At 66.3% G+C, this 26,205-nt stretch carries 23 protein-coding genes; 4 read left to right on the top strand and 19 right to left on the bottom strand.

The features are described 5' to 3' along the window. Window positions 1–12: 12 nt before the first annotated feature. The 7 genes from BME24068_RS06075 to BME24068_RS06045 all read right to left on the bottom strand — a co-directional run bounded on the left by BME24068_RS06075 (window position 13) and on the right by BME24068_RS06045 (window position 7,457). The gene (locus tag BME24068_RS06075) at window positions 13–1,209 is read right to left on the bottom strand and encodes a vWA domain-containing protein (protein ID WP_174925473.1); all 1,197 of its coding nucleotides are present in this window, start codon (window positions 1,207–1,209) and stop codon (window positions 13–15) included. Then, window positions 1,203–2,096 carry an AAA family ATPase gene (locus BME24068_RS06070; protein WP_174925472.1) on the bottom strand — a complete coding sequence of 298 codons (894 nt, stop codon included), beginning with the start codon at window positions 2,094–2,096 and terminating at the stop codon, window positions 1,203–1,205. Before BME24068_RS06070 ends, BME24068_RS06075 begins: the two co-directional genes overlap by 7 nt. 27 nt (window positions 2,097–2,123) lie before the next feature. After that, window positions 2,124–2,798, bottom strand: coding sequence for an SRPBCC family protein (locus BME24068_RS06065; RefSeq protein ID WP_096502722.1), 675 nt, complete (start codon window positions 2,796–2,798; stop codon window positions 2,124–2,126). Between the two features lie 30 nt (window positions 2,799–2,828). Continuing rightward, window positions 2,829–5,240, bottom strand: coding sequence for an aerobic carbon-monoxide dehydrogenase large subunit (locus tag BME24068_RS06060; protein WP_174925471.1), 2,412 nt, complete (start codon window positions 5,238–5,240; stop codon window positions 2,829–2,831). A 13-nt stretch (window positions 5,241–5,253) separates the two neighbouring features. After that, complete coding sequence (locus BME24068_RS06055) at window positions 5,254–5,778, bottom strand: (2Fe-2S)-binding protein (RefSeq protein ID WP_174925470.1); 525 nt, start codon at window positions 5,776–5,778, stop codon at window positions 5,254–5,256. 31 nt (window positions 5,779–5,809) lie between these two features. After that, window positions 5,810–6,676: an FAD binding domain-containing protein gene (locus BME24068_RS06050; RefSeq protein WP_096502728.1), complete on the bottom strand. Its 867-nt coding sequence runs from the start codon at window positions 6,674–6,676 to the stop codon at window positions 5,810–5,812. A 166-nt stretch (window positions 6,677–6,842) separates the two neighbouring features. Next, window positions 6,843–7,457 (bottom strand): OmpW/AlkL family protein, encoded by a 615-nt coding sequence (locus tag BME24068_RS06045; protein ID WP_096502729.1) that lies wholly within the window; start codon window positions 7,455–7,457, stop codon window positions 6,843–6,845. A gap of 243 nt (window positions 7,458–7,700) precedes the next feature. Here BME24068_RS06045 and BME24068_RS06040 point away from each other — a divergent pair, with 243 nt between their 5' ends. Further along, window positions 7,701–8,516, top strand: a complete 816-nt coding sequence (locus BME24068_RS06040; RefSeq protein ID WP_174925469.1) for a LytTR family DNA-binding domain-containing protein — start codon at window positions 7,701–7,703, stop codon at window positions 8,514–8,516. Window positions 8,517–8,706: 190 nt separating this feature from the next. After that, entirely contained in the window at window positions 8,707–9,138 is a 432-nt protein-coding gene (locus BME24068_RS06035) for a hypothetical protein (protein WP_174925468.1), read from the top strand. A gap of 72 nt (window positions 9,139–9,210) precedes the next feature. Here the strand turns inward: BME24068_RS06035 and ppx are convergent, their stop codons facing one another. Further along, a complete protein-coding gene (gene ppx / locus BME24068_RS06030; protein ID WP_096502733.1) occupies window positions 9,211–10,725 on the bottom strand; it encodes an exopolyphosphatase in 1,515 nt (504 codons plus the stop codon). Between the two features lie 278 nt (window positions 10,726–11,003). On the opposite strand from ppx, the gene ppk1 reads away from it, so the two are divergent. Next, the gene (gene ppk1 / locus BME24068_RS06025; RefSeq protein WP_174925467.1) at window positions 11,004–13,067 is read left to right on the top strand and encodes a polyphosphate kinase 1; all 2,064 of its coding nucleotides are present in this window, start codon (window positions 11,004–11,006) and stop codon (window positions 13,065–13,067) included. A 145-nt stretch (window positions 13,068–13,212) separates the two neighbouring features. Here ppk1 and phoR read toward each other — a convergent pair whose 3' ends face one another. The 11 genes from phoR to BME24068_RS05970 all read right to left on the bottom strand — a co-directional run bounded on the left by phoR (window position 13,213) and on the right by BME24068_RS05970 (window position 25,451). Next, complete coding sequence (gene phoR, locus BME24068_RS06020) at window positions 13,213–14,532, bottom strand: phosphate regulon sensor histidine kinase PhoR (protein WP_174925466.1); 1,320 nt, start codon at window positions 14,530–14,532, stop codon at window positions 13,213–13,215. 57 nt (window positions 14,533–14,589) lie between these two features. Continuing rightward, on the bottom strand, window positions 14,590–15,291 hold the full coding sequence (gene phoB, locus BME24068_RS06015) for a phosphate regulon transcriptional regulator PhoB (protein ID WP_006750313.1): 702 nt from the start codon (window positions 15,289–15,291) through the stop codon (window positions 14,590–14,592). 32 nt (window positions 15,292–15,323) lie between these two features. Next, window positions 15,324–16,028, bottom strand: coding sequence for a phosphate signaling complex protein PhoU (gene phoU / locus BME24068_RS06010; protein WP_096502740.1), 705 nt, complete (start codon window positions 16,026–16,028; stop codon window positions 15,324–15,326). 18 nt (window positions 16,029–16,046) lie between these two features. Continuing rightward, window positions 16,047–16,895: a phosphate ABC transporter ATP-binding protein PstB gene (pstB, locus tag BME24068_RS06005; protein ID WP_096502742.1), complete on the bottom strand. Its 849-nt coding sequence runs from the start codon at window positions 16,893–16,895 to the stop codon at window positions 16,047–16,049. Window positions 16,896–16,910: 15 nt separating this feature from the next. Beyond that, window positions 16,911–17,804, bottom strand: a complete 894-nt coding sequence (pstA, locus tag BME24068_RS06000) for a phosphate ABC transporter permease PstA (RefSeq protein WP_096502744.1) — start codon at window positions 17,802–17,804, stop codon at window positions 16,911–16,913. Then, window positions 17,801–18,787, bottom strand: a complete 987-nt coding sequence (gene pstC / locus BME24068_RS05995; RefSeq protein WP_096502746.1) for a phosphate ABC transporter permease PstC — start codon at window positions 18,785–18,787, stop codon at window positions 17,801–17,803. Before pstC ends, pstA begins: the two co-directional genes overlap by 4 nt. A 94-nt stretch (window positions 18,788–18,881) precedes the next feature. Beyond that, window positions 18,882–19,916: a phosphate ABC transporter substrate-binding protein PstS gene (pstS, locus tag BME24068_RS05990; protein WP_174925465.1), complete on the bottom strand. Its 1,035-nt coding sequence runs from the start codon at window positions 19,914–19,916 to the stop codon at window positions 18,882–18,884. Between the two features lie 453 nt (window positions 19,917–20,369). Continuing rightward, window positions 20,370–21,725: a phosphoglucosamine mutase gene (glmM, locus tag BME24068_RS05985; protein ID WP_096502750.1), complete on the bottom strand. Its 1,356-nt coding sequence runs from the start codon at window positions 21,723–21,725 to the stop codon at window positions 20,370–20,372. A gap of 31 nt (window positions 21,726–21,756) precedes the next feature. Continuing rightward, window positions 21,757–22,650, bottom strand: coding sequence for a dihydropteroate synthase (gene folP, locus BME24068_RS05980; protein ID WP_478209910.1), 894 nt, complete (start codon window positions 22,648–22,650; stop codon window positions 21,757–21,759). Between the two features lie 76 nt (window positions 22,651–22,726). Then, window positions 22,727–24,622 carry an ATP-dependent zinc metalloprotease FtsH gene (gene ftsH, locus BME24068_RS05975; protein WP_096502754.1) on the bottom strand — a complete coding sequence of 632 codons (1,896 nt, stop codon included), beginning with the start codon at window positions 24,620–24,622 and terminating at the stop codon, window positions 22,727–22,729. Between the two features lie 166 nt (window positions 24,623–24,788). Beyond that, window positions 24,789–25,451, bottom strand: coding sequence for an RlmE family RNA methyltransferase (locus tag BME24068_RS05970; protein ID WP_096502756.1), 663 nt, complete (start codon window positions 25,449–25,451; stop codon window positions 24,789–24,791). 193 nt (window positions 25,452–25,644) lie between these two features. Between BME24068_RS05970 and BME24068_RS05965 the strand changes: the two genes are divergently transcribed. Beyond that, window positions 25,645–26,172, top strand: coding sequence for a YhbY family RNA-binding protein (locus tag BME24068_RS05965; RefSeq protein ID WP_096502758.1), 528 nt, complete (start codon window positions 25,645–25,647; stop codon window positions 26,170–26,172). Window positions 26,173–26,205: the final 33 nt, after the last annotated feature.

The raw sequence follows: 26,205 nt of genomic DNA, 5'->3' as shown, positions 1-26,205 counted from the left end.
CAGTCCTCACGCTTACTGAAGAAACGACAGGATGCGCGGCAGCACGCGCTCGAGGCTGTCGAGATCGGCCGCGCCGGCCAGCAGGTCGACGAACGGCAGCGCCGCCGTCATTCCCGCACTGCTCGGCGTGAAGCCCGGACGGTCGGCGAGCGGATTGAGCCACACGACGCAGCGGCAACGCCGCCGCAGGCCGGCCAGCGCACGCTGCAGATGTGCCGGTTCGCCCGCGTCGTAGCCGTCGCTGACGATCACGACCGCGGTGCGCGAATGCAGCAGCGCGGCCGCGTACTGCCGGTTGAACGCGTCGAGGCTGTCACCGATGCGCGTGCCGCCGGCCCAGCCGAGCGACAGCATCTGCAGACGCTCCTGCGAACGCCACGGATCGGCATCGCGCAACGCCTGTGCGATGCCGACCAGCTGCGTATGGAAAATGAAGCAATGCACGTCGGACAGCCGCGCGCTGATCACGCGCGCGACGCGCAGGAAAAAGAAGCTGTAGAGGCTCATCGACCGGCTCACGTCGAGCAGCATCACGATGCGCGGCTTCACGCGCTGCCGGCGGCGCCACGCGAGCTCGAACGGCACGCCGCCGTGCGGCACGCTGCGGCGGATCGTGCGCGCCATGTCGAGCAACCGCCCGGCGGCCGCGCGGCGCTCGCGACGGATCTGAATGCCGCGCAGCCGCATCACGAAGCGGCGGATCGCCCGGTCGATCGCGAACAGCGCATCGGCGTCGTGCAGGTGCCGGAAATCCGCGTGCCGCAGCGACGCGTCGCGGCTCGTGCCGTGCTCGGCCGCGCCACCGTCGTCGTGCGTGTCGTCGGCGCCGCTCCCCGCCAGCCCGAGCGGCATGCTGTCGTCGGCGTCGCGCGCCGTCCCGTCGCGCTCCGGCGCGATCGGGCCCGCGCCGCCCGCACGCGTCTCGACGAGCGCATCGCGGTTCGGCGCGAGGAAATACGCGTCGAACAGCGCATCGAAACGCCGCCACTCGTCGGCGCGCGAGCACAGCAGCGCGCGCAGGCTCCAGCCCAGCAACGGCCGGTCGAGCTGGCCGACGCGGTGCGCAACTTCCAGCGCGCTCGCCATGTCGGCGCCCGTCACGTGAAAGCCGTTCTCGCGCAGCCAGCCGGCAAAGCCGACGTAGCGCGCCGCCAGCGCGTCGGCCAGGTCCGGCGTCGCGGCATTGGAGGAGGCAGCGTCGGTCAGCATGATGCGGCGAGCCGTTCGATCACGGGCCGCGTCAGGCCCGCGCGATCCTCGCGCGTCTTCACGAGCGCGGCGAGCGAATCCATGATGCGTTCGATGCCGTCGGCGTCGAACGCGCTCACGCCGAGCCGCAATAGCGCAGCCGCCCAGTCGAGCGTCTCCGCGATACCGGGCTTCTTGCGCAGGTCCATCTGCCGCACGGCCTGCACGAACTCGACGATCTGCTGCGCGAGCCGCGCCGGCGTCTGCGGCGCCTGCGCGCGCACGATCGCGAGTTCCTTCTCGAAGTCGGGATAATCGACGTAGTGATACAGGCAGCGCCGCCGCAACGCGTCGGAAATCTCGCGCGTGCCGTTCGACGTCAGGATCACGACCGGCCGCTCGATCGCGTGAATGACGCCGAGTTCGGGAATCGAAATCTGGAAGTCGGACAGCAGCTCCAGCAGGTAGGCCTCGAACGCCTCGTCGGTGCGGTCGATCTCGTCGATCAGCAGCACGGCGGCGGGCGTCGTCGTGATCGCGTCGAGCAGCGGACGCTTCAGCAGATAGCGTTCGGAGAAAATATCCTGCTCCTTGTCCGGCATCGGCCGCGTGTCCTGTTCGAGCAGCTTGATCGCCAGCAACTGGCGCTGATAATTCCACTCGTACAGCGCGGCGTGCACGTCGAGCCCTTCGTAGCATTGCAGCCGGATCAGCCGCGTCCCGGACAACCGCGCAAGCGCCTTCGCCACCTCCGTCTTGCCGACGCCGGCCTCGCCTTCGAGCAGCAGCGGCCGCCGCATCCCGGTGGCAAGCAGCAGCGTCGCGGCGAGACTGCGCTCGGCGATATAGCCGTGACGCTCGAGTCGCTGCTGCAGATCGAGCACCTCGCGCATGCGCTCGGCAACCATCGCGGCCTCCCGTGGCAACGCGCCGCGCTACGCGGTCTTGCGCGAGAACAGCCCGCGCAGCCAGTCGCGCAACACGGCCCAGAGCAGCGCAAGGCCGTTCAGCTCGGCCGCGTGCGGCGCGGCGGCAGGCTCCGCAGCCGGCGTCGGCGCCTGCGACTGCGCAGTGCCCGATGAAGCGATTCCCGGCGCATCCGCCGCCTGCGCGTCGCCCGCCGCTTCCGCCGGCGCGGCATCCGCCGCCTGCCCGCTCCGCGCGACGACGAGCGCCGCGAAGTTGCCGGCAAACTGCCCGAGGATCTGATCGGCCACGGTCTGCATCATGCGCCCGCCGAACGCCGCGGCCTTGCCGTTCATCGCGACCTCGCTGCGGCCGGTCAGCTGGCAGCCCGAGTCGGCCGCCTGCACGCTCGCGACGAGATCCATCGACGCGCCCGACGTGCCCGTCGAGTCCGCGCCCTTGCCGGTCAGGTGCAGCGTGTGCTGCGCGGCGTCGAGCGACTGCACGTCGACGCTCCCCTTGAACGACATCGCGGCCGGCCCGATGCGTACCGTGACGGTGCCCTTGTAGTGTTCGGCGTCGATCCGCTCGGTGATTCTTGCGCCGGGCATGCAGCCTGCCACTGCTTCGATATCCTGAAGACACTGCCACGTCGCGTCGACGCTCGACGCGATCGGAAACACCTTTTCGATGACGACTTTCACTGTCTGCTCTCCCAGCCGCGGCACGCGGCGTCACTGCCGCGTGAGACCGAGCGCCCGGCTTTGCTGCCACACGCGATACGCGTTGTGCGGCATGTTCATGTGGGTGACGCCGAGATGCGCGAACGCGTCGACCACTGCGGCCGTGAAGCACGGGATCGAGCCGACGTGCGGCGATTCGGCCACGCCCTTCGCGCCGATCGGGTGATGCGGCGACGGCGTCACCGTGTAATCCGTATCCCAGTGCGGCGTCTCGACGGCGGTCGGCACGAAGTAGTCCATCAACGTGCCGCCGAGCAGGTTGCCGGCCTCGTCGTACGGCAGCTCCTGCCCCATCGCGACCGCGAAGCCCTCGGTCAGCCCGCCGTGGATCTGCCCTTCGATGATCATCGGGTTGATCCGCGTGCCGCAGTCGTCGAGCGCATAGAAGCGGCGCACGCGCGTCTCCCCGGTGTGACGGTTCACGTCGAGCACGCACAGGTACGCGCCGAACGGGAACGTGAAGTTCGGCGGATCGTAGTAGTCGACCGCCTCCAGCCCCATCTCCATATCTTCCGGCACGTCGTTGTACGCGGCCCAGGCAACCTGCTTCAGCGTGCGGAACTGGTCTGGCGCGCCTTTCAGCACGAATCGGTCGAGATCGAACTCGACGTCGTCGGGGCTCGCCTCGAGCAGGTGCGCAGCAATCCGCCTCGCCTTCTCGCGGATCTTGCGCGACGCGCGCGCGACCGCCGCGCCGGCCACCGGCGTCGAGCGCGAACCGTAGGTGCCGAGCCCGTAAGGCGCGGTCGACGTGTCGCCCTCCTCGACCGTGATCACCGACGCCGGAATGCCGGCCTCGGACGCGATGATCTGCGCATAGGTGGTCTGGTGGCCCTGCCCCTGCGTGATGGTGCCCATCCGCGCGATCGCCGAGCCGTCCGGGTGTACGCGGATCTCGCACGAATCGAACATCCCGACGCCGAGGATGTCGCACATCTTCGACGGCCCTGCGCCGACGATCTCGGTGAAGGTCGTGATGCCGATGCCCATCAGCCACTCCGCATCCGGGTCCGCGCGCCGCGCGGCCTGCTCGGCGCGCAGCGCCGGATAGTCGACCGCGGCCAGCACCTTTTCGAGCGCGGGCGCGTAGTTGCCCGAATCGTATTCGAGGCCGAGCGGCGTCGCATACGGGAACTGCTCCTTGCGGATGAAATTGCGCAACCGGATCTCGGCCTTGTCGATGCCGAGCTTCTGCGCGAGCACGTCGATCATCCGCTCGATCAGATAGACGGCCTCGGTCACGCGGAACGAACAGCGATACGCGACGCCGCCCGGAAACTTGTTCGTATACACGCCGTCGACCGCGACGAACGCATTCGGAATGTCGTAGGAACCCGTGCACACGTGGAACATCCCGGCCGGCCACTTGCTCGGGTCCGCGCACGCGTCGAACGCGCCGTGATCGGCCGTCACCTGCACGCGCAGCGCCTTGATGCGGCCGGTCGCGTCGGCCGCGAGCTCGCCGGTCATGTGATAGTCGCGCGCGAACGCGGTCGAGCTCAGGTTCTCCGCGCGCGATTCGATCCACTTCACGGGCCGGCCGAGCACGATCGACGCGACGATCGACGTCACGTAGCCCGGATAGACGCCGACCTTGTTGCCGAAGCCGCCGCCGATGTCCGGCGACACGATGCGGATCTTCGATTCCGGAATCGACGACAGCAGCCCGACCACCGTGCGCACCACGTGCGGCGCCTGCGACGTGATGTAGACCAGCAGATCGCCGCGCGCCTTGTCGAACGACGCGACGCAGCCGCAGGTCTCGAGCGGGCACGGATGCACGCGCGGATACCACATCTGCTGCGTGACCGTCACTTCCGCGTTGTCGAACGCGCGCGCGGTCTTGTCCTTGTCGCCGATCGTCCACGTGAAGATGTGGTTCGGATGCCGGCGCGGGCCGTGCGCGCCCGTGTCGCGATCGCGAATGTCCTCGCGGATCACCGGCGCGTCCGGATCGAGCGCATGCAGCGCATCGACGACGGGCGGCAGCTCCTCGTACTCGACATCGACCAGCTCGGCGGCGTCGGCGGCGACGTAGCGATCGTCCGCGACGACGAACGCGACCTCCTGGTTCTGGAACGACACCTTGCCGTCCGCGAGCACCGCCTGCACGTCGCCCGCGAGCGTCGGCATCCAGTGCAGCTTCAGCGGCTTCAGATCCTCGGCGGTGAGCACCGCATGCACGCCCGGATGCGCGAGCGCGCGGCTCGTGTCGATCTTCAGGATGCGCGCATGCGCGTACGGGCTGCGCACCATTGCGCCGAACAGCATGCCGGGCATCTTCACGTCGTCGACGTAGGTGCCCTTGCCCTGGATGAAGCGCGGATCCTCGCGGCGCTTGCGCGAACAGCCCATGCCCTCGAGCGCGGCGACGCGCTCGAACTGGGTTTCGACATTGCCCATGGCGGCCTCCCGTTCAGTGCGACGCCGTTTCGGCGATGAGCGGATGCGACGTTTCCACCGCCTCGCCGCGCAGCTTGCGCGCCGCGTACTGCACCGCCTTCACGATGTTCTGGTAGCCCGTGCAGCGGCACAGGTTGCCGGCCATCCAGTAGCGGATCTCTTCCTCGCTCGGGTCCGGGTTTTCCTGCAGCAGCCGGTACGCGCGCGTGAGCATGCCGGGCGTGCAGAAGCCGCACTGCAAGCCGTGCTCCTGCATGAAGCCCTCCTGCAGCGCGTGCAGCTCGCCGCCGTTCGCGAGCCCTTCCACGGTGACGAGCGTCGCGCCTTCGGCCTGCACGGTCAGCACCGTGCACGACTTGACCGACGCGCCGTTCAGGTCGACCGTGCAGGCGCCGCAGTGCGACGTCTCGCAACCGATATGCGGGCCGGTGTGCAGGCATTTCTCGCGCAGCGTGTGAATCAGCAGCTCGCGCGGCTCGACCACCACGTCCGCGCTCGCGCCGTTCAGCGTGAACGACACCATCACTTTCTTGCTCATCGCAGTCTCCTCGATGCGGGTTCGATGCGGATCAATGCGCGGCGCGGGCGAGCGCGGTCGTCAACGCGCGGCGCGTCATCTCGCCGGCCATCGCCGTCTTGTATTCGACGTCGCCGCGCAGATCCTCGACCGGATCGCACACGGCCATCGCCCGCCGCACGGCGTCGTCCAGATGCGCCGCATCGAGCGGCGCGCCGCGCAGCGCCGCTTCGGCGTCGGTCGCGCGCAGCGCCGCCTGCGCAACGTTGGTCAGTGCGATCCGCACGTCGCGCACGGTGTCGGCCTGCATCGTCAGCACGACCGCGCACGCCGCCGTCGCGAAATCGCCGGTCTTGCGCTTGAGCTTCGCATAGCAGTAGCCGGCGCCCGGCGCGGGCGTCGGGATACGGATCTCGGTCAGGATCTCGGACGGCGCCATCTGCGTCGCGTAAGTGCCGAGGAAGAAGCCGTCGGCCGGCACGACGCGCTCGCCGTGCGGGCCGACCAGCACGAACGACGCGTCGAGCGCGATCATCAGCGCCGGATGGTCGTTGCCGGGATCGGCATGCGAGATGTCGCCGCCGAGCGTGCCGCGATAGCGCACCTGCGGATCGGAGATCAGCCGCGCGCCTTCGACGAGCAGCGGGCACGCGCGCTGCAACAGCGGCGACCAGATCAGCTCGTTCTCGGTCGTCATCGCGCCGATGCGGATCTCGTCGCCGGCCTCGCGGATGCCCTTCAGCTCGGCGAGCCGCCCGAGATCGATCAGATGATCGGGCGCCGCGAAGCGCAGCTTCATCATCGGCAGCAGGCTGTGGCCGCCCGCGAGCAGCTTCGCGCCGTCGCCGTACTGATCCAGCAGCGACAGCGCTTCGGGCAGGCTCGTGGGGGCGTGATACTCGAATGGACGGGGGATCACGATCGTCGTCTCCGCGATAGGTCTGACTTCACCGGTTCAGCATTTCACAACACGGTGCAGCATTTCAACGCGAGTTCGCCAACGGTCGATTGCCTGCCTGAATTGCGGCAACGGCACGTGAACGACGGGCATGCCGCGCGACTGGCGGCGCGCCGGCCGCGTGCCGTCAGAACGTCATCCCGACGCCGATGCCGAACACCCACGGATCGAGCTTCAGCGTGCCGAGCGGCTGCCCGTCGAGCGTCGCATCGGTGCGCATGTAGATCTTCTTGATGTCCGCGTTGACGAACAGCTTCTTCGTCACCTGCACGTCGACGCCCGCCTGGAACGCGGGGCCGAAGCTGTGATTCGTGATGCCGACGTGCTGCCCGCCCGCCTGCAGCGAGCTGTTGTAGAACAGCGTGTAATTCAGACCCGCGCCGACGTAGGGCCGGATGCGGCCCTGCGGATTGAAGTGCCACTGGAGCGTGAGCGTGGGCGGCAGAATGCCGACACGGCCGAGCGTGCCGAGATTCGACGTGACCGTGTTGCGCGTCGTGCCGAGGATCAGCTCGAGGCCGAGATTCGCGGTCGCCATCCACGTGAAATCGAGTTCCGGCACGATCGAATTGTTCGCGCCGACGCCGAGCGCGGACAACGTGTTCGACGCGGACGTATCGGGCTGGATGCTCAGCAGCCGGACGCGGGCCAGGATGTCGCCCTGGTCCGCCGCGGCCGGTACAGGCGCCGCCGCGGCCAGCACCGCCGCCGCGCCGCAGGCTGCACGCAGGTTGCGCGTCATGATCGTCTCCTTTTTCTTGTTTTGCTTCGTCGTGCCGCCGGCTGCTCGCCCGGGGATACGCTGGCGCCGCGCCGGCAACGCGAAGATTCCACCGCGCGGCGCCGCAATTCAAACGCGATTTCGCGGAATGCGGGTTTGCCAGCATGAACGGCGCGGAAACTTGCGTGAATACCGGAAACGGAATACAACCTAGAAGACATTACCCGGCAGCGGCGTGCGTGCCGCACGGACAGGAGACTCCGAATGGACCCGCTGGAGCGCGCTTCGGCATCCGCTCAACCGGCCCCGGCGCCGCCCCATCACGAGACGTTCCAGCACAAGCTCGAACAGTTCAATCCCGGGATGGTCTGGCTCGATGCCGACGGACATGTCACCGCGTTCAACGACGTCGCGATGCAGATCCTCGGGCCCGCGGCCGAGCAATCGCTCGGCGTCGCGCCGGACGCGCTGCTCGGCATCGACGTGCTGCAACTGCATCCCGAGAAGAGCCGCGACAAGCTGCGGTTCCTGCTGCATTCGCAGGACGCGGGCGGCTGCCCGGTGAAGTCGCCGCCGCCGCTCGCGATGATGATCAACATTCCCGACCGGATCCTGATGATCAAGGTGTCCAAGATGTCGAACCGCAACGGCGTGTGCGGCACCTGCATGATCTTCTACGACGTCACGGACATCACGACGGAACCCGCGCAGCGTACGCCCGAAGCGCAGCGTCAGGCGCCGCGCCGCCTGTTCAAGATTCCGGTGTACCGCCGCAATCGCGTGATCCTGATCGACCTGAAGGACATCGTCCGCTTCCAGGGCGACGGACACTACACGACGATCGTCACACGGGACGACCGCTACCTGTCGAACCTGTCGCTCGCCGATCTCGAACTGCGGCTCGACAGCAGCATCTACCTGCGCGTGCATCGCAGCCATATCGTCAGCCTGCCGCATGCGGTCGAACTCGCGAAAACCGACGAAGGCGTCAGCCTCGTGATGGGCGACGAGGAGCGCACGACGGTGCCCGTCAGCCGGGCCAGGGCCGCGCAGTTGAAGGAACTGCTGGGCGTCGTTTAGAAAAAACAATCGCGCCGACGCCGCCATTCTCTTTTTCTATTTCACCGCGAACCGGATCGGCCGACGCGTGCGATGGGTTCGACGGCACGCGCTGCCGCCGTCGGGCCGACCGGCCGGCGTCCCGCCCCGCGCCCGCATACGCCCCGTGCGGGAACACGCGATAATGGCCGCGAACAACCTGCACACGCGCATGAAAAACAACGTTCTGAAGACCGCCCTCTGCGGCGCGCTACTCGCCCTCGCGGCCACCGGTGCCGTGTCGGCCCAAACCCTCGACAACGCGCTCGACTGCCATTCGGACGGCCACAAGTTCGTCGCACCGCTGCTCGAGGCCGGCGACATCCAGTCGGCGCCGATGCACGTCGAAGCGAATTCGGTGAACGCGTTCCGCACGAACCGCCCGCTGACCGCGTACGGCTTCGGCGTGTACGTCGTGCTCGGCTATCAGGCGAACGATCCGATCTTCCAGCCGGGCGACGGCACGCCGATCGGCGAGTGGGCGTACGGCGTCGTGGTACGCGGTACGAAAAGCGCGGTGGAACAGGCCGTGCGCAAGGCCGGCAGCGACGCGACCGTCAAGCAGGCGTTTCCGTTCCTGACCGCGATCGTGTGCTCGGACTGAGCGCGTCGCAACGCATGCAGGACCGTGGCAGCGCGCATCGGCGTGCGCCGCCACGACCGCCTCACCGCCCTATCACGCGCCCGTATAGACGACGCGATACGGAATACCGACCTTTTCCCATTCGGCCGCCTCCTGGCTGAGGCTGTAGTCGGTCAGCGGGTTCTGCTCGACCCATGCGCCCGGCAGCCGCACTTCATAGCCGCCCTTCTTCATCTGCGACACGGAAATGTCCGGCAGCCCGGCATCGGTCCGGCGCCGGCACAGCAGCGCCGCGAGCCGCAGGCAGAACAGCAGCGGCCATTCGACCTCGCGCGCCTGCGACAGCTTGCCGAGCTTGCCCGCATGGCCGAGCACGAGCGCGGCGAGGCGCGCCTGGTCGGTACGCGAGAAACCCGGCATGTCCGCGTTGCTCGCGATATAGGCCGAATGCTTGTGATACGCACTGTGCGAAATCGACAGGCCGATCTCGTGCAACGCGGCGGCCCAGCCGAGGAACATCCGGCCTTCCTCACGCGCTTCGTCGTCGGATTCGTCGAGCTCGTTGTAGAAACGTCCCGCAAGCGCACCGATGCGCGCGGCCTGTGCACGATCGACACCATAGCGACGCGTGAAGCCCTCGACGGTCACCGCGCGCATGTCCTCGTGCTGGGTCCGGCCGAGCAGGTCGTACAGCACGCCCAGACGCAGCGCGCCGTCGGTGGTGTCGACGTAGTCGACGCCCAGCTCCTCGAACACCGCAAGCATGATCGCGAGGCCGCCGGCGAGCACCGGCACGCGATCGGGCTTCAGCGCGATCAGCTTCAGCCGGTTCACGTTCTCGGACTTGATCAGCGCGCGCTTCAGCCGTTCGAGGCCGCCGCGCGAAATGCCGTGCGTGATGCCCGGGTCGTTGAAGCCGTTCGCCTCGACGAGTTCGGCGAGCGCGCGCGCGGTACCGGACGAACCGATCGCCTGGTCCCAGCCCGCCTTCTTGTACTCGCTGGAAATGATCTGGATCTCGCGCTTGGCCGCGAGTTCGGCCTGCCGCATCGTGTATTCGTCGACGTTGCCGGCCGGGAAGAATGCACGGCTGTGACTCACGCAGCCGATATAGAGGCTCTCCATCACGATCGGCGTGTAGTGCGAGCCGATGATGAATTCGGTCGAGCCGCCGCCGATGTCGACGACGAGCCGTTTGCCGGCACTCGCCGGCACCGAATGCGCGGCGCCCGCATAGATCAGGCGCGCCTCTTCGCGGCCCGCGATCACTTCGATCGGAAAACCGAGCGCCGCTTCGGCCTCGCCGAGAAATTCGCCCGCGTTCTTCGCGACGCGCAGCGTGTTGGTCGCCACCGCGCGCACATGATCGGGATGAAAGTCGCGCAGGCGCTCGCCGAACCGCTTGAGTGCCTCCCAGCCACGCTCCTGCGATGCGCGATCGAGCATCTTGTCGCTCGACAGGCCCGCGGCCAGTCGCACGGGCTCACGCAGTGCATCGACGGGATAGATCTGGCTGCCCGCCGGGGTCTCCTCGATGCGCCCGACGATCAGCCGGAAGCTGTTCGAGCCGAGATCCACGGCAGCCAGCAAGTGGGGGGATGTAACCATCAGAAGGGGCTCCGTGCGCGTTCCCCCGCAGTCACCGGTCGGGCACCGCGGGGCGATCAATCAAAGGCGATATTTTAAGCGTGGAACGCTTGCCATTGCCACGCTTCACGGGCATGTACGCCTGTAGATTGTATATATTCGAAACATTTACGAGACAAAATGGTTCCAGCATAGAATTTCCCGATATAAATACGTCATTGTCATCTTCGCGTCATCGTATCGTGAGAGTTTCCGAGCGTCCTTTCGAATCATCGCCCGAATCACCCCCTACTCTGCCGATGTCCGTCCGTTATCCACTTCTCAATCGTGAACTGGGCATCCTCGGTTTCAACGAGCGTGTGCTGGCCCAGGCGGCCGACCCGCAAATTCCGTTGCTCGAGCGCTTGCGTTTCATCTGCATCACGAGCAGCAACCTCGACGAATTCTTCGAAGTCCGGATGGCCGGCCTTCAGGAACAGATCCGCGACAACCCCGGCGCGCTGACGCCCGACGGCATGTCGTTACAGCACGCTTACGACCTCGTCGTCGAGCGCGCGCAGCGGCTGGTCCACCGTCAGTACACGATGCTGCACGAAACCGTGCTGCCCGCGCTCGAACAGGAAGGCATCTACTTCCATGCGAGCGACACGTGGAACGACGCGCAGCTCGAATGGGCGCGCGCCTACTTCTTCGACGAGCTGCTGCCGGTGCTCACGCCGATCGGTCTCGATCCCGCCCACCCGTTCCCGCGCGTGCTGAACAAGAGCCTGAACTTCGTCGTCGAGCTCGAAGGCCGCGACGCGTTCGGCCGCCAGGCGGTCATGGGCATCGTGCAGGCGCCGCGCGCGCTGCCGCGCGTCGTGCGCATGCCGCAGGCGCTGTCGGGCTTCGAGCACGGCTTCGTGCTGCTCAGCTCGTTCATGCAGCGCTTTGTCGGCGAACTGTTCCCGCAACTCGTCGTGAAGAGCTGCAACCAGTTCCGCATCACGCGCAACAGCGAACTGTTCGTCGACGAGGACGAAATCACGAACCTGCGCGTCGCGCTGCAGGGCGAGCTGCCCGCGCGCCACCTCGGCAACGCCGTGCGGCTCGAAGTGTCGGCCGACACGCCGGCGCACATCGTGCGGCGCCTGCTCGAGGAAAGCCTGCTCGACGACAAGGACTGCTATCGCGTGACCGGTTCGGTGAACCTCGTGCGCCTGATGCAGATTCCCGATCTCGTCGACCGCCCCGACCTGAAGTTCGCGCCGTTCACCGCGTCGACTCCGCCCGCGATCACGAATGCGCCGACGATGTTCGACGCGATCGACAACGGCGACATCCTGCTGCATCACCCGTACGAGAGCTTCCAGCCGGTGCTCGAACTACTGCAGCAGGCCGCGAAGGATCCGAGCGTCGTCGCGATCAAGCAGACGATCTACCGCACCGGCACCGATTCGCCGCTGATGGACGCGCTGATGGAAGCCGCGCGCAACGGCAAGGAAGTGACCGTCGTCGTCGAACTGCTCGCGCGCTTCGACGAGGAAACCAACATCAACTGGGCGTCGCAGCTCGAAGCCGTCGGCGCGCATGTCGTGTACGGCGTGGTCGGCCACAAGTGCCACGCGAAGATGATGCTGATCGTGCGGCGCGTCGTGCAGGGCGGCAAGGCATCGCTGCGCCGCTACGTGCACCTCGGCACCGGCAACTATCACCCGCGCACCGCCCGCCTCTACACCGACTTCGGGCTGATGACGGCCGACCAGAAGATCTGCGAGGACGTCCACCACGTGTTCCAGCAACTGACCGGGATCGGCGGCGAGCTCACGCTGCACGATCTGTGGCAGTCGCCGTTCACGCTGCATCCGCGCATCATCGAATCGATCCGCGCGGAGATCGACAATGCGCGCGCCGGCAAGCGCGCGCGCGTGGTCGCGAAGATGAACGCGCTGCTGGAGCCGTCGGTGATCGCCGCGCTGTACGAAGCGTCGCAGGCGGGCGTCAAGGTCGACCTGATCGTGCGCGGCGTGTGCGCGCTGAAGCCGGGCGTGCCGGGTTTGTCGGAAAACATCACGGTGCGCTCGATCGTCGGCCGCTTCCTCGAACACCACCGCATCTACTATTTCCATGCGGGCGGCGCCGAGGACGTCTATCTGTCGAGCGCCGACTGGATGGATCGCAACCTGTTCCGCCGCGTCGAAGTCGCGTTCCCGATTCGCGAGCGCAAGCTGAAGCGCCGCGTGATCGCCGAAGGCCTGTCGGTCTGCCTCGGCGACAACCAGTCGGCGTGGCTGATGCACAGCGACGGCCACTACCGCCGGCGCCGCGCGGGCAAGACGATCCGCAATGCGCAGCTCGGGCTGCTCGCGAAGTTCTGCTCGTAGGAAGGCAACGCATGCGGCGCGCGCGTTTGGGTTTTGGCGCGCCGCGCAGCCAATGAAAAAGGCACAGCCCGCGGGCTGTGCCTTTTTCATTTCAGATCGTGCGCGCGGTACAAGCGCGCACGACCCGCATCAAGCCGTCACACCATCACGCTTCGAACGCGGCCGGCCGGATCGCGATGATCCGCGCGGCCGGAAAGCGTGCGGTAAACGTGCTGCCACGCCCTTCCTCGCTCTGCACGTACAGGTGCGAGTCGTGCCGCTGCAGCACGTGCTTGACGATGGCGAGGCCGAGGCCCGTGCCGCCCGTATCGCGCGAACGGCTGCGGTCGACGCGGTAGAAGCGCTCGGTGAGCCGCGGCAGGTCGGCGGCGGGAATGCCGAAGCCGCTGTCGGTGACGGAGAACACGCCCTGCGCGCCCTCGCGCCGCCACGTCACGCAGATCTTGCCGCCATCGGGCGTATAGCGGATCGCGTTGGTGACGAGATTCGCGAACGCACTGAATACTTCGGTCTGCGCGCCCGTCACGCCGAGCGTCTCGTCGATCGTGAACGCGATCTCGTGATGCCCGTTCGACAGCGTCTGCGCATCTTCCTTCAGATGGTCAAACACGGCACGCATGTCGATCGCGCGATCGGTCGGCGGCTTGCTCTCGCCCTCGAGCTTCGCGAGCACCAGCAGGTCGGTCACGATGTGCCGCATCCGCGATGCCTGCTGCTCCATCATCTCGAGATAGCGCGCGCGATCTTCCTCGTTCAGCGGCAGTTCGCGCATCGTCTCGAGAAAGCCCGACAACACGGTAAGCGGCGTCTTCAGCTCGTGCGACACGTTCGCGACGAAGTCGCGGCGCATCGCGTCGGTACGCTCGAGCTCGGTGATGTCCTGCGTGAGCAGCAGCTTGCGGTTCTCGCCGTACGGAAACACCTGCACGGCCAGCACGTTCTGCCGCGAGTCGCCCATCCCGCGCATCACGAGCGTCTCGTCGTAATGCTGCGCGTTCAGGTAGCGGACGAAATCCGGATGACGCACCAGGTTCGTGATGTGCTGGCGCAGGTCGCGCTTCGCATCGAGGCCGAAGTGCACCTCGGCGATCGCATTGCACCATTCGATCTGGTCGTGGTCGTCGAGCATCGCGACGCCGTTCGGCGACGCCTGGATCGCCTGGATGAAGCGCGAATGCTGCTGCTCGACCTGTCGCACCTGTGCGTGCCACTGCTTCGCGAGCTTGTGCAGCCGGTAGTAGATTTCGCCCCAGATGCCCGGTGCGCTCGGCACCTCGCCATAAACGGGCGCATCGAGCAAACGCCACAGGCGTTGCGTATGGAAGGTACTGAAGAAGCCCTGTGCGACCAGCATCACGACCGCGAACCCGAGGGCCGCGGTCGGGCCGGCGAACACGCCGACCAATACGCTGATCAGCACGAGCAGCACGAGCGACACCAGAAAGCGCGCCCAGATGATGTTCATGATTCAGCGCCCGAAAGAATGAACGGCACGCCGTGGCACACGGCATGTCCGGATACGTTACGCGTGCTTCGCGAGCCGGTAGCCGCTGCCGCGCACGGTCTCGATCATCGCATCGCAGCCGGCCGGTTTCAAGGCCGCGCGCAATCGTTTGATGTGGACGTCGACGGTGCGCTCTTCGACGAACACGTGATCGCCCCAGACCTGATCGAGCAATTGCGTGCGGCTGTGCACGCGCTCCGGGTGCGTCATGAAGAAATGCAGCAGGCGGAATTCGGTCGGGCCGAGATCGAGCTTGATCTCGCTGCCGTCGCCATGCGCGGCCACGCGATGCGTGGCCGGGTCGAGCCGCAGCCCGTTGATCGACACGACGTCCTCGGTCAGCTGCGGCGCACGGCGGCGCAGCACGGCCTTGATGCGCGCCATCAGTTCCTTCGGCGAGAACGGCTTGGTCACGTAGTCGTCCGCGCCGATTTCGAGGCCGAGCACCTTGTCCTGCTCGTCGCCGCGCGCGGTCAGCATGATGATCGGGATGTGCTTGGTCCGTTCGTTGTTGCGCAGGTCGCGCGCAAACGCAATACCGGACTTGCCCGGCAGCATCCAGTCGAGCAGCACGAGATCGGGCAGCACATCGCTGATCAGGTTCTGCGCCTGCTCCGCGTTGTACGCGCGGATCGGGCAGTGACCGGCATGCTGGAGATTCACCGAGATCAGTTCGGAAATCGCGGGCTCATCTTCAACGACGAGAATGTTGCTGGGCATCGGCACCTCTTTTTTCCCTGTACGTAGACGCGTTAACTGTTGGCTTCGCGGTCGAGCGTGTCGCGCGGCTGGTGCCGCACGTCGGTGCCCTTCACGATGTAGATGATGAACTCGGCGATGTTCTTCGCGTGGTCGCCGATCCGCTCGATCGCCTTCGCGATGAACAGGTATTCGAGACCGACCGAGATCGTGCGCGGATCTTCCTGCATGTACGACACGAGCTTGCGCACGAACGCACGGAATTCCTGGTCGATTTCCTTGTCGTCCTTGACGATCTGCGCGGCAGCCACCGTATCGAGGCGCGCGAACGCGTCGAGCGCGCGGCGCAGGATCGTCACGGCCATCTCGCCCGATATCTTGATCTCGGCGATGTTCACCGTGCGCGCGGCCGGTTCGTCGACCAGGCGGCGCACGCGCTTCGCGATCTTCTCGGCCTCGTCGCCGGCGCGCTCGAGGTTCGTAATCGTTTTCGAAATCGACATCAGAAGACGCAGGTCACGCGCGGCAGGCTGTCTCCGCGCGATGATGTTGCCGCACTCCTGGTCGATATCGACTTCCATCGCGTTCAGCGTTTCCTCGGCCGCGATCACGCGCTCGGCCGCGTCGCGGTCGAACTCGTTCAGCGCATGCATCGCGCCGACGATCTGCGACTCGACGAGTCCGCCCATTTCCAGCACTTGCGACGACACGGCATTGAGATCCGCGTCGAACTGGCTCGACAGATGTTTATCCGACATGGTTGTTGTTCTCCGTCATCAGCCGAAGCGGCCGGTGATGTAGTCTTCCGTTTCCTTGCGCACCGGCTTGATGAAGATCTTTTCGGTTTCGCCGAATTCGATCAGCTCGCCCAGGTACATGTAGGCCGTGAAGTCCGAGCAGCGTGCGGCCTGCTGCATGTTGTGCGTGACGATCACGACCGTGTAGTCGCTCTTCAGCTCCGCGATCAGCTCTTCGATGCGGCCCGTCGAGATCGGGTCGAGCGCCGAGCACGGCTCGTCGAGCAGCAGCACTTCCGGACGGATCGCGATGCCGCGCGCGATGCACAGACGCTGCTGCTGGCCGCCGGACAGGCCATAACCGCTCTGGTTCAGCTTGTCCTTCACTTCGTTCCACAGCGCGGCCTTCGTCAGCGCCCACTCGACGCGATCGTCCATCTCCGAGCGCGTGAGCTTTTCGAACATCTTCACACCGAACGCGATGTTGTCGTAGATCGACATCGGGAACGGGGTCGGCTTCTGGAACACCATGCCGATCCGCGCGCGCAGCAGCGAGATGTCGCGCTTGGTGGTCAGCAGGTTCTCGCCGTCCATCATGATTTCGCCTTCCGCGCGCTGCTCCGGATAAAGCGCATACATCTTGTTGAACGTGCGCAGCAGCGTCGACTTGCCGCAGCCCGACGGGCCGATGAACGCCGTCACCTTTCCTTCGGGAATGCGCAGGTTGATGTTCTTCAGCGCGTGGAACTTGTTGTAGAAGAAGTTGAGGTTGTTGACCTCGATCTTCGCGTTCAGCGGCGCCAGCGGACGGCCATGCGTCGCGTCTTGCGTGCCGGCGGGCGCTGCGGCGCGCTCGACGGGATTCAGGTGGCTTTCTGCCATATTCATCGGATTGCTCCGCCGTTACTTTTTCGAGAAGATCGAGCGCGCCAGGACGTTGAGTCCGAGCACCCCGAGCGTAATCAGGAACACGCCCGCCCACGCGAGCGACTGCCATTCCGCGAACGGGCTCATCGCGAACTTGTAGATCGTGACGGGCAGGTTGGCCATCGGCTGGCTCATGTCCCACGAGAAGAACTGGTTCGACAGTGCCGTGAACAGCAGCGGCGCCGTTTCGCCGGCGATCCGCGCGATCGCGAGCAGCACGCCCGTCACGATCCCGCCGACCGACGCGCGCAGCGTGATCTTCAGCACCATGCGCCACTTCGGCGTACCGAGCGCGACGGCCGCTTCGCGCAGCGCGTTCGGCACGAGCTTCAGCATGTTCTCGGTCGTGCGGATCACGATCGGAATCTGCAGCAGCGCGAGCGCGATGACGCCGGCCCAGCCCGAGAAGCGGCCGGACTTCGCGACCACGATCGCGTACACGAACAGGCCGATGACGATCGACGGCGCCGACAGCAGGATGTCGTTGATGAAGCGGATCGTGCTCGCCAGCAGGTTCTTCTGGCCGTACTCGGCAAGATAGACGCCCGCGAGGATGCCGATCGGCGTGCCGATCAGCGTGCCGAAACCGCACAGCAGCAAGCTGCCGACGATCGCGTTCGCGAGACCGCCGCCTTCCGTGTTCGGTGCCGGCGTCGATTCGGTGAACAGTTGCAGCGTCAGGCCGCCGATACCGAGGTGCACGGTCGTGTACAGGATCCACACGAGCCACAGCAGGCCGAAGGCCATCGCACCGAGCGACGCGGTGAGCGCGATCGCGTTGGTCACCTTGCGCTTGCGCTGCAGGCGGCTGCGCATCGCGTCGAGCACGGCGCCGTCCGGCCCCGGGAAATTCATGATGGGCTCGCTCATTTCTTGCCCTCTCCCTTCTCGAGACGAAGCAGCAGCAGTTTGGAGATGGACAGCACGATGAACGTGATCACGAACAGGATCAGGCCCAGTTCCATCAGGGCGGACGTATGCAGGCCCGGCTCCGCTTCCGCGAATTCGTTCGCGAGCGCCGACGTGATGCTGTTGCCCGATGCGAACAGCGACACGCTGTCGAGCAGGTTCGTATTGCCGATCACGAACGTCACGGCCATCGTTTCGCCGAGTGCGCGGCCGAGGCCGAGCATCACGCCGCCGATCACGCCGGTCTTCGTATAGGGCAGCACGACTTTCCACATGACTTCCCACGTCGTGCAGCCGATCCCGTATGCCGACTCCTTCAGCAGCACGGGCGTGACTTCGAACACGTCGCGCATCACCGACGCGATGTACGGGATGATCATGATCGCGAGGATCACGCCGGCCGCGAGAATGCCGATGCCGATCGGCGGGCCTGCCGTCAGCGGGCCGAGCACCCACACGTCCTTGAAGAGATGGCCGATCGGCTTCTGGAAGTATTCGGCGAAGATCGGGGCGAACACGAGCAGGCCCCACATGCCGTACACGATCGACGGAATCGCGGCGAGCAGCTCGATCGCGATGCCGAGCGGGCGGCGCAGCCACACGGGGGACAGCTCGGTGAGGAACAGCGCGACGCCGAAACTGACCGGCACCGCGATGACGAGCGCAATCAGCGACGTCACGATCGTGCCGTAGATCGGCACGAGTGCGCCATAGACATCCGAGTTCGGATCCCACTCGGATTGCCACAGGAAGCCGAGGCCGAACTTCTCGATGGTCGGCAGCGACGCAATGATCAGGGAAATGATGATCCCGCCCAGCAGCAGCAGGGTCACGATCGCGGCCAGCCGTGCGAGGCCGCCGAAGACAACGTCGCCGAGACGGCTCGGCGCGCGTTGCGACGCGGCGTCGGCGGACCGGGAAGACGTATAGGAAATTTCAGACATGGGCGCCTGTTCTGGATCGCCGGGCGCCGTGACGCCCGGCCTTACCGCACACGCTGCCCGGCCGGCACGGCCGGGCAGCGAACCGCTGTATTGCTTACTCCGCGGCAACCGGCTTGCCCGATTCGTCCGTGACCTTCACCTTCCACTGCTTGCGGATCTCGGCCGTGACGGCCGGCGGCAGCGAGATGTAGTCGAGGCTGTCAGCCGCCTTCTCGCCGTTCTTGAACGCCCAGTCGAAGAACTTCAGCGTTTCGGCGCCCTGGCCCGGCTTGTCCTGCTTCGCGTGCAGCAGCACGAACGTCGCGCCGACGACCGGCCATGCGTCCTTGCCCGGCTCGTCCGTCAGGATCTGGTAGAACGACTTCGACCAGTTCGCGCCGGCAGCCGCTGCCTTGAACGTTTCGGTCTTCGGCTCGACGACGGCACCCGACGTGTTCTTCAGCGCCGTGTACGTCATGTTGTTCTTCTTCGCGTACGCCCATTCGACGTAGCCGATCGCGCCCGGCAGGCGCTGCACGAAGGCCGCGACGCCGTCGTTGCCCTTGCCGCCCGTACCCGTCGGCCAGTTGACCGTCGTGCCTTCGCCGATCTTCGACTTCCAGTCGCCGTTGACCTTCGACAGGTAGTTCGTCCAGATGAAGCTCGTGCCCGAGCCGTCAGCACGGCGAACGACCGCGATGTCCGTATCCGGCAGCTTGACCTTCGAGTTCAGCGCGACAATCGCCGGGTCGTTCCACTTCTTGATCTTGCCGAGATAGATGTCGCCGAGCACCGGGCCCGACAGCGTCAGTTCGCCGGCCTTCACGCCCGGCACGTTGACGACCGGCACCACGCCGCCGACCACCGTCGGGAACTGGAACAGGCCTTCCTTCGCGAGCTCGTCGTCCTTCAGCGGAGCGTCCGAACCGGCAAAATCGACCGTCTTGGCGTTGATCTGCTTCAGGCCGCCCGACGAACCGATACCTTGGTAGTTCACCTTCGCGCCGCCGGACTGCTGGTAGTCAGCAGCCCATTTCGTATAGATCGGCATCGCGAACGTGCTGCCTGCGCCCGTGATGTCGGCAGCTTGCGCGGCGACTGCGAAAAGCGCGCCAGCCAGGCCGGCAATCGCGGTTTGCATCAATTTCATGAGACCTCCAGTGTGTGAGCGGATGACTACGGCACCGCGAAGGTTAGGGGCTGCTCATGACGGTAATGTGACAATCGATGAAACTGGCGTGACAGTAACATGACCAGTTGAAAGGGTGTAGCGGGCGGTGCGCACGGGGCCGTGGCGGCCCCGCGTGGCGAGGATGGCGGCAAGAATTGCCGGGACGGAAGAGGCGCCCGGACACCCGCTGACGGCGTGCGCGAACGAATCGCCAGTGTAGCGAAAACGGAGCCAAAAAGCCCGCCGCCGAAGCACCGATACGACAGGGTCGAACGGCGCATTCCATCAGACGAAATCCGCGTCGAAGACGCCCTCCGACCGGATCGCAAACCTTTGCGACCAACGAAAATGCGGCACCCGAAGGCGCCGCATGTCGACGAACCAAGGGGCGATGCGCACACGGCCGGACCGTCGCGCGCCCCCCGCTGCGGGTCAGGCCGTCGCTTCGCGCACCGCGTCGGCAATCGCCTCCGCATGGCGGGTTGCGTCGGCCGCCTGCTGCGCTTCCACCATCACGCGCAGCACGGGTTCGGTGCCCGACGCGCGGATCAGCACGCGGCCGCGGCCGGCCAGCGCGCTTTCGGCTGCGTCGATCGCCGCGCGAATCGATGCGCTGCCCTTCCAGTCGGCGCCCGACTTCATCCGGACGTTGATCAGCTTCTGCGGAAACAGCGTGACGCCGTCGAGCATCTGCGCGAGCGTGCGGCCGCTGCGCTTGAGCGCGGCCAGCACGAGCAGCGCCGACACGATGCCGTCGCCGGTCGAATGCCGGTCGAGCGACAGAATATGGCCCGAGCCTTCCGCGCCGAGCTGCCAGCCGTGCTCGCGCAGTTGCTCGAGCACGTAGCGGTCGCCGACCGCCGCGCGCACGAACTTCACGCCTTCGCGCTGCAACGCGACTTCGACCGCGAGGTTCGTCATCAGCGTGCCGACCGCGCCGTCGACCTTGCCGTCGGTCGCGATGCGGTCCTTCACGAGCACGTAGAGCAGTTCGTCGCCGTTGAACAGCCGGCCCGTCGAATCGACGACCTGCAGGCGGTCCGCATCGCCGTCGAGCGCGATGCCGAGGTCCGCGTGGTTCGCACGCACCGCGCGCACCAGCGCGTCGGGCGCCGTCGCGCCGACACCGTCGTTGATGTTGAAGCCGTTCGGCGCGACGCCGATCGGGATCACGTCCGCGCCGAGCTCGTGGAACACGTGCGGCGCGATCTGGTAGGCAGCGCCGTGCGCGCAGTCGATCACGAGCTTCAGCCCGCGCAGGTCGAACGCGGCCGGGAACGTGCTCTTGCAGAACTCGATATAGCGGCCGGCCGCGTCGTCGAGACGGCGTGCCTTGCCCAACCCGTCCGATGCCGCGCATTCGAGCGGCTTGTCGAGCCACGCTTCGATCGCGGCTTCGGTGTCGTCGGGCAGCTTGTTGCCGTCCGCGGAAAAGAACTTGATGCCGTTGTCGTGATACGGGTTGTGCGACGCGCTGATCACGACGCCGGCCGACAGGCGCAGCGCGCGCGTCAGGTACGCGACGCCCGGCGTCGGCATCGGGCCGGCCAGCATCACGTCGACGCCGGCGGCCGAAAAGCCGGCCTCGAGCGCGGCCTCGAGCATGTAGCCCGACACGCGCGTGTCCTTGCCGATCAGCACCGTCGGGCGCGCACCCGCCGCGACGTCGGCCGAGCCGGCCAGAACCTTGCCGGCCGCATAACCGAGGCGCAACACGAAATCGGGCGTGATGGGCGCCTCGCCCACCGTGCCGCGAATGCCGTCCGTGCCGAAATATCGACGTCCCATGGCGAACCTTCCTCCTTCGTCTTTCTGACTTTTATCGTTGCCGCGCGGCTTCGCGCACGGCGTTCCAGACCTTCAACGCATCGACCGTCGCCGCGACGTCGTGCACGCGCACGATCGCGGCGCCCCGCCCGACCGCGCACAATGCGGCCGCCACACTCGCCGCGACGCGCTCCATCGGCGGCTTGCCGCCGATCACCGCGCCGAGCATCGACTTGCGCGACATGCCCGCGAGAATCGGATAAGCGCGCCCGTCGGGCCGCGCGGGCGCCGTGTCCGGCAATGCGGCCAGCAGCGCGTAGTTGTCGTCGACCACGGCCTTGCCGAATCCGAAGCCGGGATCGACGCAGATCCGCTCCGGCGCGACGCCCGCGTCGCGCAGCGCCTGCGCACGTTCGGCGAGAAAGTCGCGCACGTCGGTCACGACGTCGCCGTAGTCGGGCTCGCCGACCTGCATCGTCTGCGGCTCGCCGAGCATGTGCATCGCGCACAGCCCGCTGTTGCCTTCGCGCACCGCGTCGATCGCGCCCGGCTGGCGGAACCCCCAGATGTCGTTGATCAGGTCCGCGCCGGCGGCGAGCGCCGCGCGCATCACGGCCGGCTTGTAGGTGTCGATCGACAGCGGCACGTTCAACGGCCGCAGCGCTTCGACCAGCGGGATCACGCGCGCGAGCTCCTCGTCGAGCGGCACCGGCGGCGCGCCGGGCCGCGTCGATTCGCCGCCGATATCGATCAGGTCGACCCCTTCGGCAATCATCCGCTCGGCCTGGCACAGCGCGTCGTCGCGGGCAAGAAAGCGGCCGCCGTCGGAAAACGAATCGGGAGTCGCATTGAGGATGCCCATCACGAGCGGGCGTTCGAACGTCAACGAGAAGCGGCCGCACTGGAGCGGTGCGGGGATGCAGGCAGAAACAGCGGGATCGGACACGGGCGGGAGGCGTTGATGAATGCAAAACGGGCCGGTGTGAAGCCACACCAGCCCGTGAACGGTGCTACAGCGGCGGTCAGGCCGGTGAAGCAGGCGCCGGCGCGTTGCCGGGCTTCACTTCGGCGGCCGTGCCGCCGCCCGGCGAGTCGCCGCCGATAGCGGGCGAGCTCTTCGGCGAGCGCGGCGGGCGCCCTTCCATGATGTCGTTGATCTGATCGGCGTCGATCGTTTCCCACTCCATCAGCGCGGCCGTCATCGCCTCGACCTTGTCGCGGTTCTCTTCGAGCAGACGGCGTGCAAGGCCGTACTGCTCGTCGAGCACGCGGCGGATTTCGCCGTCGACCTTCTGCTGCGTCGCTTCCGAGATCGTGCGCGTGAAGCCGCGGCCGAACGGGCCGTTGTCGCTCTCGTCGTCGACGTAGACCATCGGCCCGAGCGCGTCGGTCATGCCGAAACGGGCCACCATCGCACGCGCCGTCTGCGTCGCCTTGTTGAAGTCGTCCGATGCGCCGGTGCTGATCAGGTTCAGGAACAACTCCTCGGCCACGCGGCCACCGAACAGGATCGCCAGGCGATCGAGCAGGTAGTCCTTCGAGTACGTTTCGTTGTCGTGCTCCGGCAGCTGCCACGTGACACCGAGCGCGCGACCGCGCGGGATGATCGTGACCTTGTGCACCGGGTCGGCCTTCGGCAGCAGCTTCGCGATCACCGCGTGGCCCGACTCGTGGTAAGCCGTCGCGCGCTTCGCTTCTTCGCGAATCACGGCCGACTTGCGCTCCGGACCCATGAAGATCTTGTCCTTCGCGTCCTCGAAATCCTGCATCTCGACGATGCGCTTGCCGCGACGGGCGGCGAACAGCGCCGCTTCGTTCACGAGGTTCGCGAGATCGGCGCCCGAGAAGCCCGGCGTGCCGCGTGCGATGACCGCTGCGTCGACGTCGTTCGCGATCGGCACCTTGCGCAGGTGCACGCGCATGATCTGCTCGCGGCCGCGGATGTCCGGCAGGCCGACATAGACCTGGCGGTCGAAACGGCCCGGACGCAGCAGCGCCTTGTCGAGCACGTCGGAACGGTTGGTCGCGGCGATCACGATCACGCCCGAGTTCGCTTCGAAGCCGTCCATCTCGACCAGCATCTGGTTCAGCGTCTGCTCGCGTTCGTCGTTGCCGCCGCCCATGCCGGCGCCGCGATGGCGACCGACCGCGTCGATTTCGTCGATGAACACGATACACGGCGCGTGCTTCTTCGCCTGTTCGAACATGTCGCGCACACGGGCCGCGCCGACGCCGACGAACATTTCGACGAAGTCGGAACCCGAGATGCTGAAGAACGGCACCTTCGCTTCACCGGCGATCGCGCGGGCAAGCAGCGTCTTGCCGGTACCCGGAGGGCCGACGAGCAGCACGCCGCGCGGAATCCGGCCGCCCAGCTTCTGGAATTTCTGCGGATCGCGCAGGAAGTCGACAAGCTCGGACACTTCTTCCTTCGCTTCGTCGCAGCCCGCGACGTCGGAGAAGTTCACCGCGTTGTTGTTCTCGTCGATCAGCCGCGCGCGCGATTTCCCGAACGAGAATGCACCGCCTTTGCCGCCCCCCTGCATCTGCCTCATCATGTAGAACCAGAACACGATGATCAGGATCGTCGGCCCAAGGTAGTACAGCGCGGACATCAGTGCATTCGGCTCGTCGTCGGCCTTGCCGCTGACCTGCACGCCGTACTTCATCAGATCGCCGACCATCCAGATGTCGCCGGGCGACACGATCTGGTATTTCTGGCCATCAGCCGGAGTGACGGTGAGGTTGCGCCCCTGCACGACGACATTCTTGACCTTGCCGTTCTTGGCGTCGTCCATGAACTGCGAATAGGACACACCTTCCTGGACGCGGGGCTTGTCGAACTGCTTGAACACCGTAAACAGCACCAGTGCGATCACCAGCCACACTGCTGCCTTCGAAAACATATTGTTGTTCAAAGCACCACTCCTTCACTCGTAGACGAGCGCCTACATTTTCCTTGCAGCGCTCCTCGGTCATTCTAATCCAGTCCGACCACCCTCGCCATAAGCATTGACAACCGCCGCGATAGCGATTCGCTTGTCAGGCAAGGGCCGGAGCCCGTTTGCGGCACCCCGCTCCGCCTTACCGCGGATGCTTCAGTTGCCGACCCAAAATGAACGTTTCGGACGATTTGTCGCGTGACGCCTTCGGCTTGCGCGGCGCGACGACCTTAAACTGCTGTTTGAACTTTTCAACGATCTGGCTGTAGCCGCTGCCGTGGAAACACTTCACCAGCAGCGCCCCGTCCGGCTTCAGGTGGTTCTGCGCGAATTCGAGCGCCAGATCGCACAGATGCTCGATGCGCGCCGCGTCCGCCGAAGCCACGCCGGAGAGGTTGGGGGCCATGTCGGAAATAACAAGGTCCACCGAGCGGCCTTCGAGCACTTCTTCGAGTTGGTGAAGGACGGCGTCCTCGCGGAAGTCGCCCTGCAGGAAGTGGACGTCGGCGATCGGCTCCATCGGCAGGATGTCGAGCGCGACGATCGTGCCGTCGATGCCGCCTTCGCGCTCCGCGTCGCGCTTCTTGCCCTGCGCGAGCTTGTTGCGGGCATACTGGCTCCAGCTGCCCGGCGTCGCGCCGAGGTCGACGATCACCTGGCCCGGACGGATCAGCTTGTCCTGTTCGTCGATTTCCTTCAGCTTGTACGCGGCACGCGCGCGATAGCCCTCCCGCTGCGCCATTTTGACGTACGGGTCGTTGATGTGGTCGTGCAGCCAGTGCTGGTTAAAGCGGTTTTTTGCCATTCGAGAGAGAGATTGCTGCTATTTGCTTCGTGAAGCCGTGCTTTTGGCGGATAATACGCGTCTTCTTCGCGCGGCTGCGGCCCTTTCAGGGCCCAAGCCGCGATTTTACGTGGTTTCGGCGCGCGGCTGACGCGGTAACTGTCCGCGATTCGCATCCGGCGCAGCGCGCCCTTATTTAGATTTCGATATTTCCATGCCCGCCCTTTCGCTTTCCCCCGCCGAGCGCTCCGCGCTGCGCTCCCAGGCCCATGCGCTCAAGCCCGTCGTGCTGATCGGCGCCGAAGGGCTCACCGACGCCGTGCTGAAGGAAATCAAGGTGCACCTCGCCGCGCACCAGTTGATCAAGATCCGCGTGTTCGGCGACGAACGCGACGAGCGCGTCGCCATTTACGACGAGATCTGCGATCGCCTGAGCGCGGCGCCGATCCAGCACATCGGCAAGCTGCTGGTGATCTGGAAGCCCGAAGCCGATGTTGCGGCCCCGACCCGCGGTCGCCGTGCCGGCGCGCTGCCGAGCGCGGCCGAAGCCGTCGACGACAAGAAGGGCCGTGCACCGCGCACCGTCAAGGTCATCAAGGTGTCGCCGAACGCGAGCCCCGTGCGCCGTCCGAAGCCGACGAAGGTCGTCGTGCGCGGCAACGAGCGCGTGACGGCAGGCGGTACGGTGAAGCGAGCGAAAAAGCGTCAGGCCAGTACGAAGCGGCCGCACCAGGGCAAGTAATCCTGCGCGCGGCACGGGGTTCCCCGTGCCGCA

It is taken from the genome of Burkholderia anthina, assembly GCF_902498995.1.
In the GTDB taxonomy this organism is placed as follows: Bacteria; Pseudomonadota; Gammaproteobacteria; order Burkholderiales; family Burkholderiaceae; genus Burkholderia; species Burkholderia anthina.
This window is presented reverse-complemented; position numbering and strand designations above follow the sequence as displayed.